Below are 13,378 nucleotides of genomic sequence, written 5' to 3' on the forward strand. Positions count from 1 at the left end.
TTTTCAAAATTTCATTTAAGGAAAGAGAAACGCTAATTAACTATGAATATTATGAGAAAAGAACTACGATTTTTAAAAGTAATTTTAGGTGTTTTGGCCTCAGTATTAGCCCAACCCATAAACGCTCAAGTTCTAAATTCTAATATAATTTACGAGGTACATTTTCTTCAAGGCTATGGGTTTATTAGTGAAGATGCTCCAGGAAATGATCCTGAACAAACTTTTCAGATGACGGTTTCTAATGACTATAATAATGTGGCAGATACCTTATTAGATCATAGTTCAGGAGGGAACAATTCAGGGAGTTATTGCTATAATATGGCGGTTACCACGGATATATGGGGTCCAGAAGTAGATGCCAATCTGGCATTAATAGGTGGTGGACCGGCCGGTAAATTCGATTTTGATATATTTAGTTGGGAAGAAGATGTGGTAGTGGGTGAATGCCAATACACCACCACCGATGATAGCCCAGGTTTTCGGGTATTATTAATAAGTACTACCGACAGTGTAAATGCTTGTGAATGGAGGACAGACACAATAGCTATTCCCAACATCCCTAATCCTTCAAAGGCCAGAATAAAATACACTTGGCGATATGAAAATGGTAGGGACAGTTCCCCGCTAAACTTTGGTGACTTAACTTCAAATGGTTTAAAAACCAGTAAGAATTCAAACCGCTACGCTCCTTCTGGGGCCTCAAATACAAGCATTTTAGGTTATCATAATGATTGGGACGATGCAGATAATGCGGCTTTTACTAACGCTCCTGATGTTACTTATTCTTTTGAATTAACGAATAATAAAAAAGTCATCATGAGTACCATCAGCAATTTTACAAATTATGATACTTATATACATCTGGTTAGATTAAATCCCGACGGCAGTTTTCTTTCTTATGTTTCGGGTAATGATGATGCTTATGGCACAAAATCTCAACTTTCCGAAATCCTTTGTCCTGGTAAATATGGTATTGTTGTAGAGGGTTATAATACAAGCAATGGTAATTTTGAATTAGGGGTTACTACATCAGATGCTCCAAAGGTTTATGTCAAAAACAATGCGGTGGGTCTTAATGATGGCACTTCTTGGGAAAATGCATACAATGATTTGCAAGATGCCTTAAGTGCCACAAACAATTGTTCTACTATTTGGGTGGCCAAGGGAACATATTATCCTACATCCACTGCTGATTTCAACATTTCCTTTGAAATTCCTGATCAAGTAAAAATGTATGGGGGGTTTGCTGGAAATGAAGACAGTAGCTATGATTTGGACCTCAGAGATATCGAGAAAAACACGACCATATTAAGTGGGGATATAGATCAAGATGGTCTGTTAAGTGGTAATTCATATCATGTCGTAAAAACAACTCATGTAGGTGTAAACACTAGGGTAGATGGTTTTAGAATTTCAGATGGAAATATGACTGTATTTGGATTTGGAGCAGGATGGCTTAATGAGAATGGGAGCCCTTTTATTGTCAATTGCTTTTTTTATAATAATGCTGCCATGAGTGCTGGAGGGGGCTTTGCCAATTTAAATATAGATGGAAGTTCTAGTCTAAATCCCACACTGATAAATTGTAAGTTTATAGATAATAGTGCTTCGGTTGGGGCTGGCGTATATCAACGCTTTAAGACGAGTACTAGTCCTTCTCAATTTTATAATTGCCTAATTGCTCGTAACAAATCTGTATTTGGAGGAGGAGGGGTCTCAATAGAATGTGATAATTCAACAGTTCAGATAGAATTTATAAACTGCACAATAGCTGACAATAGAACTACTGCCGAAAATTCTAATGGCGGAGGTATAAAGACGGCAGGTGATGCTGTTCTAATTATAAAAAATACGGTGATTAAGGGCAACACCATTTACGAATATGGAACGGCATCAAGTAGTATTTACCAGTACGATGTAATTACTGCGAGTTCAATAAGTTACAGTCTAGTGGAGTATATAACTATGGCTGGAGTAAATAATAATCTTGCTGGTAGCACAGAGCCAAAATTTGCCAAAGATTTTCATACTGAAGACGCCATTAAAGAAGGATATAGAATAGTGGGATGTTCGCCGCTAATTAATGCTGGAACAAGTAGCGGTGTTTATGCCATCGATTTTGCGGGACAGCCACGAACTTTTGGTGGTTTTACGGATATCGGTCATTTTGAATACCAAGGAAATCTTGGGAGTGCCACAAGATTATATGTCACAGAAAGTGGGTCGGGAAATCGAAATGGTTTAAGTTGGGCTAATGCATCAAAAGACCTCTATTGGGTTCAGTCTACCGTTTTCCAATGTCCTAATTTAGATGAAACTTGGGTTGCTAAAGGGGAATATACCTCAAGTCAAATAGACTTATTTACGAGGTTTGCAATTAAATCTGGCACTAAGATTTATGGCGGTTTTTCTGGGGCGGAAACAGCACTTTCTCAGAGGAATATGGCACTAATCCATACCACTAACCTAAGCACACTTAGCGGAGACATAGGACATGACGATTTCGGCGGACTTGATTTTGAGGGTTTTAACAGCCAGGATATTTTTGATATGAGAGATTGTAATAATCAAACTGTAATTGATGGCTTTCTATTCACTAACGTCGATGACTCTGACTCAGGTAGCCCAATAGAAATATCAGATTCAAACCCTTTAATTTCAAATTGTATTTTTCAAAATAATAAGGGGTATAAAGGAACTGGTTTGTCCATATATGGAAATAGTAATCCTCTCATTGACAAATGTATTTTTCGGGGCAACCAGAGTTCCTCCGATGGTGGAGCTATTCGAATTTATTCAGGTACTAATAACCTTTCGGTTAAGTTTACCAATTGTCTGATTTCAGGTAATAATAACACTAGTGCTTCAAATGCGGCCATAATTGACATGGGTTCTTTTGAAAACGCTACGGCCAATTTGACACTTGAAAATTGTATCATATCCAGCAATAATGGAGATGCAGTTTATCTTTTTGCCGTGAAGCAAAGTGCAAGCACTAACCTTATTTTAAAGAATACCATAATTTATGGGAATTCGCAGGGAATAGTTGTGGATAACACGAGCAACGGGACTATTGCTCAGAACATAAGTTACAGCTTGGTTCAGGGGCTAACTTCTGGCACCGGTAATCTTGACGGCAATACGGTTAATCCTATTTTTGTTTCTATGCCTTCTTTTAATGCCGCTCCTACGATTAATGGAGATTACCATGTTTCCATATGCTCACCGGTTATTAATCAAGGTAATAATACTGGGATTACCAGTTTTGATTTAGCCCATAACGCTAGAAGATTTGCCAATCAGACGGTGGATATGGGCGTGTATGAGTTTCAAGGAATTTACGCTAATGCAACGCTTGATTTGAATGGCGTAGACTTAAGCTCTGGAGTAGGAAGTCCCGCTTTGTTTTACTCTAATCAAGTGCTGGCGGCTAATAAAGTTATTTTAAATACAAAGAACACTTTATATCAGGCGGCACACAGTATAGAACTAAATCCTGGTTTTAAAGTGGATGTCGGAGCCATTTTTCAGGCTAAAATAGAGACACTTACATGCCCATGATTTGGCTTGAATCTTATGATGAGGGTTCAGTGTTTTAACCCAAATTATGCAGAGGAGCATCATAATAGGTTATCTAATGCATAGTTCTAGTTTAAGTGGGTTAGATATTCTGATTTCTTGCTTAATGTAAAAATCATAATGTCGACCCTTTGCAAGGGTCTCTAAAGACAGAAGTTGTGATTTGTCCACTTTTTGTCTACCTCTAAAATTCTGTGCAAAGAATTTCCATTGCTACCTTCGAATAAATAGAATCAATAAAACTCTACATGGGATGGATGGGAGGACATTAAAAGAAAAAGTAGAGGAAATCAAACGTAGGCAACAACATATTGTTGAGGTCGAGGAAGAGCTGGATTCGCTAAAAAAGGAAATTGACCTGCTCTTTAAAAAAACATTAGACCTAGTTAAGTCAAGAGATTCAACAAAATAAAGCTAGATTTAAGTAACCACTATTTGATTCCATGAAGCAAATAACATTTGTTTTGATGCTGTTCACCTCCTTGGGCTATGCCCAAAAGATTACGAATAGTGACTCTTTAAAATTAGTATTAAATAAAGTTTCCGAAGTAAAACTCAAGGCTTCCACAGCCCTAGAACTAGTCAAGTTTTATAGTCAAGTTAATCCTGACTCTACACAGGTCTATTTAACATTAGCCACTGCCTTTGCAGAGCAGTCAAAAGATAAAAAGCTAAAAGCTAGTGTCCTTCTTGCTACCGCAAACCACCTTCAAAACCTTACATACTTTGAAAGGAGCATTGTAGCAAATGAAGAAGCCATAAAAATTTACGAAGAACTGAATGACAATCAAGGATTGGCCAGTGCGTATAATACTTTGGGTATAACATATAAAAAAAATAGCGGTGATAAAAAACAGGTCGTTCCCTTTTCTAGAAAAGCTTTAGCATACGAAAAAAAAGCACTGGAATATTATAAACTGGCGGACGACCAAGATGGCTTTTTGAGGGTTTACTCCAATATAGGTATTATTCATAGAGACTTAGAAGAGTATAAATTAGCGGAAGAATCGTATCTGACAGGATTGAAAATCGCGAAAGAACAAGGAATAGAAACATACAGCGTAGGGATTTTATATGCCAATCTCTCTCAGATATATCTCGATTACTATAAAGAGCACGATAAAGCTATAGGCCTTCTCCAAAAGGCTCTTGTCATTTATGAGAAAAATGGTATCAGGACCAGTCAAGAGCACGCTTATAGAAATCTATCATATAATTATTCGGCAAAAAAGGAATATGCCACGGCCATACATTATTCAAATAAAGCAGTAGAAATAGCCTTGGAAGTAAAAGATCCACATCGACTAAAAGACGCTTTATCTTCTCTATGGGTAGCACAAAAAGGGGCCGGCTTATATAAAGAGTCTGTAGAAACTTTAGAAAGGGCGGTTCATGTCAAAGACAGCCTTCTTTCTATAGAGAAAACGGGAATTATAGCGGAGATGAATGCCAAGTTTGAAACCGTAAAAAAGGATGCAGAAATAGGAATCTTGAATAAGGAAGCGGAACTAAACAGGCTTCAGAAATGGGTCTTAATTGCTTCTATATTGTTGATTTTGATAATCGGCTTTATTGTATTTTGGTCTTTTGTTCAGAAAAGAAAGAAAGAGAAGCTGATTTCAGAACAGGTCGTCGCTATTCAGAAAGAGAAACTTAAAAATAAAGAGATAGAGCTAGAATTTAAACAAAAGGAGCTCACCTCAAAAGTGCTTCAGTTGGCTAGAAAAAATGAGTTTCTAAATAAACTAGAACAAGAAGTAGAAACACTAAAAACTAATGTGGACGGTACTGTAAATAAGGCGTCAACAAAAATCTCCAAGTTACTAAAACGTGATGCCGCAGATGACGTACAGTGGGAACAGTTCTCCTCCGAATTTAGCAGCCTTCATCAAGGTTTTTTAGATAGTCTTGTGGCTAAATATGGCTCCTTTAGCAAAAGTGAAATAAGGCTCATTTCGCTTATGAAAATGAACCTTTCTTCTAAAGATATAGCAGATACCCTAAATATTTCCCCAGATGGCATAAAGAAGGCTAGATACAGACTAAGGAAAAAACTTAAGGTGAGTTCAGATGAAGATATCCAAGGTTTTTTGATATCCTATCAGTTTTAAAGGCTACTTTTTATAGGTTTATGGCTTCAAGGTTTAACACTATTTAGACCTTATCCTTAATTGTTTTCAGTTAGGTCGGACAAGTAATTGTCCATTTCAGGCCATAGAACACGTATTTTGTGTTTTGTCTACTTTTTGTCCACCCTTTGAATAAGGTAAAGGTTTGTATGTAGGACTATATTAGGAATATCAACAGATTTATTCTGAGTATGAGCCCTTTACACCACCCTAAGTTCTTAAATGAAACAGAGCCAAGTATGATATCGCATCTACAGGCTAGTTCTAATTATACTGTCTTAACCTTGAAAAATGGAAAGAAGCTGATGTCTGCTTATCATCTAAAGACATTTGAAATTCTATTTTCCGACGAAGATTTCATAAGAATAGACAGAGCCAACCTCGTTAATAGCTCATTCATAAAACGGACTTTTTTAAGCGACCACGGTATTTATATACAGCTTAAAAACAAAGAAGAGATTCTGATTCCGCGAAGAAGAAAAGTCATGCTACAAGAAAAATACCCTAACCTTTTTATTACAAATCAAACCACTATATAGCCATGAAAAAACTACTACTTTTTTTAATCTTGTTTTTATGCTCATCCTATGGGCTTCTTGCTCAATCGAGCAATTTGAATGAGTATCACTTGGGCGTTTATCTAAGAGACTGGAAAGCCTCGCTTACTAATAACGATGGAGGGAATGGCCTTGCCGACAATCGTATGTATTTAGAAATAAGTCTTGACCAAAATGGGATTGCCGACCAATTAGTAAATACGACTTCTGGATACGACAATTCAGCGGATGGTATTCCTTTTTTATCTATGAATAATAATCATAATGTCCCTGCTGAATGGTATTATTCTACCAAATATACTGATCCCACAAAACCTCTTTTCGGCATAGATTGGGCTCATATATATGACTTTTATGTTACTGGTAATGGCAAATTTGAAATCTCTGCAATGAGCTGGGATGAGTGTTGCAACGATAATATTACATGGAGTACAAGTGATGCTCAAAGAGCTATAAAAAATGAAATATATGACTACCGAGCTGGGCAAGTTGGCTTGCCTAATTATATAGATTTCGCTATGGACAATTCTGGGGATGGGCAAATAAACGGTGAATACGACAGTAATGTCTATCTTAAATACTTCGTTAGGCCCTCTCATGGAGATCATGTTAACGATCCCATTCAGTTTGGCGTACTAAATGCTGATGCCACCATAAGTCATAAAAACGGGAATAGAGGAAATCCTGAACCTTCTATTTTAGGAGGGTCTTTTGGTTACGTTAACGGTTGGAGTGGCTTTGATGAATTTCAGGATTCAAAAGATGTTTTTTATGAATTTGTTTTGGAAAAAGCAAAAAAGGTCACTATTACTACTTCTTCAGCTTCTACTAATTTTGATACTTATCTTCACCTAATCAATTTAACAAATAACAGAGCTAATTATAATTACTTAGCGGGTAATGATGATGGGGGTGCTGTTTACAGAACTTCTCAGATTGTAATGGATTTAGCCCCTGGTACCTACCAAGCCATAGTAGAGGGCTATAATACTAATGAAGGAGACTTTGAAATAAAAATAACTACGGAGACTGTTCTTCCCGACCCTGGCGTAATTACATTATATGAGCAATCTCCCTATGACCAGTTACAAACTACCAGAGAAGAATGCCCGGGAAGCGACCCTTATGCATATGATATTCAATATATTCCTTCATTGACAGATGCCTCTTCATCATTGGGCTGCTCTTTAAGCTATGTATGGAAAAGAAGCAATGACGGAGGTGCATGGTTTGACACTGGAGATGATAATGAAGCTGGTAGCCAATCTTATAACGGGCGAATGGAGGGTTACTCCACGGTACGCTTTAGGCGAGCTGTAACCGCATGTGGAAATACTGCTTATAGCAATATTGTCACGGTAACTCCATTAACATTATCCTTAACTTCAGGTAGTATATCAGGAACTACAGCAGTACCAAGTCCTCAAGAGATACCGCTTTCAGCAATTGGGAATATAAGCAGTCCCACAGTCAATTCGGGCTCCTATTATAGCATAGATTGGGAACAAAAAACTACAGGGAATTGGGAACCTGCCACTTCGGCCATTTATAATTCTCTTACCCATACGCCTAGCAGTCTAACGGAAACTACCCAGTTTAGAAGAAAGGCTATACACCATTGCGGCTCATCGGTTCAACCGACGCTATATACAGCTCCTATAACCATTACCGTGATTGACCCTAATGGTGTAATTAACGGGAAAGTAAAAAGTCCATCTGGTGCTGGAGTAGCTGGCATTACCGTGACAGCTCAGCGTATATCTGGTTCACCACCAAACGGACTGGCTAATAAAATTGATAGTGCGATTACCACCTCTAATGGTTCTTTTTCTTTGCAAGGTCTTTACTACGGACTCCAAACTTCGGGCTCTGGAGCTTCGGCTGTTTTTAAAGTATCACCTTCTAAACCAGACCATGTTTTTACACTAGAAGGTAGTAATCCTAGCGAATCATTTTATGATGCCGCACTTACGCAAGTATCCTTTACTCAAAACAACATTGATTTTATAGACGAAACCGTTTTTAGCGTTACCGGAAACATTAATCAGCTTTGTTATGATTGTGTGGTTCTAAGTGGTCAAAGTCTTCCTGTTTCCTCACCTATTAAAGACGTCACTTTCAGATTGACAGATTTCCCTGTACCTACAGACCCAACTGACACTATACCCAGTGCAAACTTTAAAACGGGCGTGGATGGCTCTTATGCCATTACTTTTGAAGAAGACAATGATTATAAAATTTCACCACGCTTCAAAAACCATGTTTTTGTCAAAAAAGACTCCGTAATTACTTTTGGAACAGCCATAGAAGTGGCGAATGTCAATTTTATAGATACAAGTACCAATGTTATTTCAGGTACTATAAAAGCAGACTGTGACCAAGAAATAGGAAGAGCTGTAGTACAATTTACTCAAATGAAGCAAGTGGGTAACACCGCCGTATTTAATGCAGCAGAATTTATCTTAAAAGATACCGCTAATGTATCTGGGATATATTCAAAGCGAGTACCAGCAGGCCATTATTTAGTGAGCGTAACAGATTTTATAGATATTCCGGTAGATGGCAACAGCGTTCCCAAATACAATAAAGATGAAATGGTAGCTTTCTTTGAAAACACAGACTTTTTTCCTTCATCAGCTATGCGAATGGATGTCACTACCAAAGACACCGTCTTCAATCTAGTTTTTCATGAAAAACCACAAATAAAGGTATTTGATTTGGCGGGTCCGTGTACCAAACCCCTTAATCCTATTTTAGAACAAGGAAAAACTAAAAAAATAACTATTGGCGTATTCCAAGGTGACCCAAATAAGTACGTAACATATAATAGTCAGACCGTTTTGGGTTGCCCTATTGAAGACGATACGCTTACCATTTTCACCAACATAGCATCTGGAACTGCCGCGGTAGAGTTAATTCATGTTACCGTAAACGGAATAGATACCTTAACTGTAACTCCTGGCGAACCTACGATAAGCGGCAACTATGAAAAAACATTACAGTTAGGTTTTACTGATAAATATGATAGACAAGGTGGTGATGCCAGTAAAAACGACATAAAGCCCATAGTAACCGGAATAAAAGCAGGTGTAGGAACCTTTACCACGGTTTCTCCAGAAATACCATTCTTGATACTTCGTGACCCTCCTGGCGATAAAAGTTTCAGTTTCAGAACAGCTCAAACAAGTAGCAGCACTGCTACTAGTTTTTCTACCAAACGTACCAATTCCAAAGACGTTTGGGTCGATGCCAAATTAGGTGTAAAATTCGAAGCCGGCTTAGGAGTTTCTTATGAGTCAGCATTTTGGGCAAATCTTAAAGGTTCATTTGCCATGACCACAGAAAACACTTCTTCTACGGAGCAAATAATCACCATGACTAATTCTGAAGAGTATTCCACGGCAGATGATGCCGTTCCTGGAGAGGAAGGAGATATCTATTTTGGTGGAGCGGTCAACTTTCTTTATGCTCCTGTAGATGAAATAAGTTTTGATGCATCGAGTTGTACGTTTAACAGTACCCGTGATTTTATATTGGCTCCAGATGGTTTCGCTACCGACTATGCCTACTCTGAGTATCATATCAAAAATGTAGTCATCCCTAATTTAATTGCCATAAGAGATGCTCCTGCCACCACGGCAAACGAAAAACGTAAAAAGGAAAATCAGATTAGTGTTTGGCAACAAATTTTATCTGAAAACAAAAGGCTAAAAAGAGAAGCTAAGCATCATCATAATATTTCTTTTGACGGCATAAATGGCCCTAGAACTTCCAGTGTAACTTCGAGTGCTACAAAGGTGTCTACCATTGAGTTCCAAATGGAAACGGACAGCACACTAGCTGTAGAGATAGGCATGGAATTAGGCGGAAGTGGCCTTTCAGAAGGTGGTACCATTTCACTAAGAATGCAAACTGGTAACTCAGAAGTTCTAACTACCACTAAAGAAACTACCACAGGGTTTACCATTGATGATGGAAACGATGGCGATTATTTCACTGTGGATGTAAAAACAGACCCTGTTTACAATACCCCAGTTTTTGACTTGATAGCGGGTGCCAGTAGCTGCCCAAATGAAGTGAATACACAAAAAAGAGACAAGGTAGTTTTATCGACCAGCAACTATAATATGACTGGTATTCCCGCAGGATCTTCTCAATTGTTTCAATTGAACCTTGCCAACGAAAGTGAAAGCTCTGAAGAGCGAACCTATTACCTTAGGTATGTTCCCGGTCAAAGTACTTCTGGAGCTCAAGTATCTATTGAAGGTTTAGGAGCAGGTCCATTTGACACGCAATTGGCAAATAATGCAACACATGATTTCACTGCCAGTGTAGGCCAGTTTGACCCTAACATCACCAACTTTGAAATGTTCTTTGAGGTTTTTGATGAATGTAATGCAGGAAACCCATCAGGTGCTAATTTCAAAGACAACATCATAGTAAAGGCTCAGTTTGAAGATGGTATAAGCCCCATTATACTTTCTGCTCCTGAAAATAACTTTGCAGTAAACGCTACCGACGGCCCAAATATTAATTACTCCATGAGTGGTTATGACTTGGCTAATTTGTCTGAAATATCTTTTGAATATGCATCTGCCTCAGGCAATAGTTGGGTAACTGCTAAAACCATTCAAAAAGTAAATTTGGCGGCTAACAGTATGGATTCCTTTTGGCCAAATTCACTGGCAGATGGTGCATACAAATTTAGGCTAAAACTAAAAAAAGGCTCTAAAGTAAGATACTCCGATATTATTAGAGGGACCGTTGACCGCAAAGGTCCTATCGCCTTTGGAGCTCCGCTTCCAAATGACTTTAACTATGCCTTGGGTGATGAAATATCTCAAACTTTCAATGAGAACCTTGCTTGTACGGCTCTCAATAATTCAAATTTCACATTAACCAGACTTTCAAATAACTCAGCTATTCCTGCTATTTTAGGTTGTTATCAAAACAAAATCATTCTGACACCAACTGTCGATGTAAGCGGCTGGATAGGCGATAGCGTAGCCGTTTCTTTGATAAACATAAAAGATGCTGCTGGCAATACGGCTAGTCAAAGTTTTGATTGGGATTTCAGAATAGGCACTCCTGTTTTAAACACTGGTGCCTTTTTGGCCAATGTGGCCTCTAGCCCAATCAGTATTTCGGGAGCAGAAGAGGAGAAGTCAGAAGAGAAAGATGGCAATACCATCACTAGTGTAAACACTGAAATAAATGAAGATGCCAATGGTAAGCTGAGCATAAACTTTACGCTCTCACAGGCGGATACCAATGATGTTACCATCAATTTTCTATTAGCAGGAAAAGCCATTTCTGGAGAAGACTATACGGTATCTGGTTATCATACATTTGACGGAAACGCTGGTGTGGTTAAGATTTTAACTGGCAGTACTTCTAAGAAACTGTACTTTGACCCAATAAGCGACTTAGAACCAGAATTAGATGAAAACATACTGCTGAGCATAATCAACGGTGGCGACTATAACATAGGAGGAAACAACCAAATAGAGCTCCAAATTTTGAATGATGATGCCGCATTTAATGATTGTGAGAACAATGGAAATGCCTTTAATCTGGCCAATAATGGCAGTGGGGCTATTACGCCAGATACATACCATAAATTACTTTTAGAATCTGATGGTGACGTGGATTCTCCTACCACAGTGGTTTTTAAAGGTGAACGCTCTGTTTTACTTAAACCGGGCTTTAGTGTAGAAAATGGAGCAGTTTTTATAGCAATTTTAGAAGACTGTCCGTCTGAAACTTCTTCTGTTTTTATACAAAATTCTAATTCTTCATCCAAAGAGAGTCAGAAAGCCAATCCTCAAGTTTATGAAAATAAAATTTATAGCGAATTATTAGAAGAAGATGGCTTTGTAAGTATAAAATTCAGTAATCCTTTAGAACAGCAGTTAAACATCCAACTCATAGATGGATATGCCAATGTAATTCAAGATTATACGACTGAAGAATTTTTCAAGATTGGTGAAAACTTAACGAGTATTACTACCAACAATCTGGCCTCTGGAACCTATTATTTAACCATCAATGGAGACCTGCTTAGTTACATACACAAAATAGTTATTGTGGACACTTCAACTTAATAATTCTAATAAGAGTAAACTTTAGAAAATAGAAAGAAGGTCTTCTCATTTATAACATGAGAGGGCTTCTTTTTTTTGATTTTATTCCGTCCTGAGTTAAATCCTAATCTTAACAAATTTAGATAAGTTCAAAATTCCATGGATGGAATTAATAAGGTCAGATTCACGCTCAGAAAGAAAATGAGATATGAGCAAAGGAAGAACTTCAAGGTTTCTTTCCAATTTCAAGGTTCAATATTTTAACGTATTTGTCTCTAAATAGTTGAGCATCAATAGGTGTAAGCTGCTTGTTTCCAGTTAAGGATAATAAATAATTGTCCATTTAAAGCCTTGAAATGGGCTTTTTGTTTTTTGTCTACTTTTTGTCCACCCCACCATTTAAAAATAGGTAAACGTGTAGAGCTAAATTAGTTAAGCCAACTGCTGGACAACGCAATAGCTGTGAAATGATTAAAATCATTCCTTTTATCTAAACCTATTACACATGAAAAAAAAACAATTAAAACCAACCATAAATAGAGTTGCAATAGGATGTATTCTGATTGCGATTCTGATTTCTACAGGCTGTGGTTCAACCACTGCACCTACGCCCTCAAACCCTAGCACCCCATCAACGCCGACGATAACAGAACGAATGAATAAAACATGGTCTGTAAGCTCCGTCAAAGAAGATGCTGCTGTGGTGTATACAAAAGGAAATACCTCAAGCTTGCGTCTGGGTTATGCGGACTTTAAACTAAACCTAAGTAGCCTTTCTTCTGCTAAGTTTACGGCTGTAGATGGCCATACTTTTACTGGTACCTGGTCTATTTCTGCAGATGGGAAAACTTTAACGCTTTTAGGTCTTAGTCCAGAACCTACTGGAACAGGCGGTACCATAGCTTATACCATTGATAACCTCACCGATACAAGCTTGAAGTTGACTAGAAACTCCGTGGATAAAAAAACTGGAGCCTCTAAAACAGAGTATGAAATGACAAACCAATAAACATATTAAAACAGTTTAATC

At 37.8% G+C, this 13,378-nt stretch carries 5 protein-coding genes; all 5 read left to right on the forward strand.

Annotation, left to right across the window (positions count from 1 at the left end; all coding sequences use genetic code 11):
- Positions 1-51: 51 nt before the first annotated feature.
- Positions 52-3,561 carry a choice-of-anchor Q domain-containing protein gene (locus tag ACSBFT_RS19620; RefSeq protein WP_489602113.1) on the forward strand — a complete coding sequence of 1,170 codons (3,510 nt, stop codon included), beginning with the start codon at positions 52-54 and terminating at the stop codon, positions 3,559-3,561.
- 461 nt (positions 3,562-4,022) lie between these two features.
- Positions 4,023-5,690, forward strand: a complete 1,668-nt coding sequence (locus ACSBFT_RS19625) for a tetratricopeptide repeat protein (RefSeq protein WP_489602114.1) — start codon at positions 4,023-4,025, stop codon at positions 5,688-5,690.
- Between the two features lie 257 nt (positions 5,691-5,947).
- A complete protein-coding gene (locus tag ACSBFT_RS19630) occupies positions 5,948-6,247 on the forward strand; it encodes a LytTR family transcriptional regulator DNA-binding domain-containing protein (RefSeq protein WP_489602115.1) in 300 nt (99 codons plus the stop codon).
- A 2-nt stretch (positions 6,248-6,249) separates the two neighbouring features.
- The gene (locus tag ACSBFT_RS19635; RefSeq protein ID WP_489602116.1) at positions 6,250-12,369 is read left to right on the forward strand and encodes a 3-coathanger stack domain-containing protein; all 6,120 of its coding nucleotides are present in this window, start codon (positions 6,250-6,252) and stop codon (positions 12,367-12,369) included.
- 484 nt (positions 12,370-12,853) lie between these two features.
- A complete protein-coding gene (locus tag ACSBFT_RS19640) occupies positions 12,854-13,357 on the forward strand; it encodes a lipocalin family protein (protein WP_463048623.1) in 504 nt (167 codons plus the stop codon).
- The last annotated feature ends 21 nt before the right edge of the window (positions 13,358-13,378 follow it).

It is taken from the genome of Arcticibacterium sp. SM2516 (assembly GCF_057914865.1).

Excerpts from the sequence above, each read along its gene's own strand:
- ACSBFT_RS19620 (WP_489602113.1), top strand. The coding sequence starts at position 52 with ATGAGAAAAGAACTACGATTTTTAAAAGTAATTTTAGGTGTTTTGGCC.
- ACSBFT_RS19635 (WP_489602116.1), top strand. The coding sequence starts at position 6,250 with ATGAAAAAACTACTACTTTTTTTAATCTTGTTTTTATGCTCATCCTAT.
- ACSBFT_RS19630 (WP_489602115.1), top strand. The coding sequence starts at position 5,948 with ATGATATCGCATCTACAGGCTAGTTCTAATTATACTGTCTTAACCTTG.
- ACSBFT_RS19640 (WP_463048623.1), top strand. The coding sequence starts at position 12,854 with ATGAAAAAAAAACAATTAAAACCAACCATAAATAGAGTTGCAATAGGA.
- ACSBFT_RS19625 (WP_489602114.1), top strand. The coding sequence starts at position 4,023 with ATGAAGCAAATAACATTTGTTTTGATGCTGTTCACCTCCTTGGGCTAT.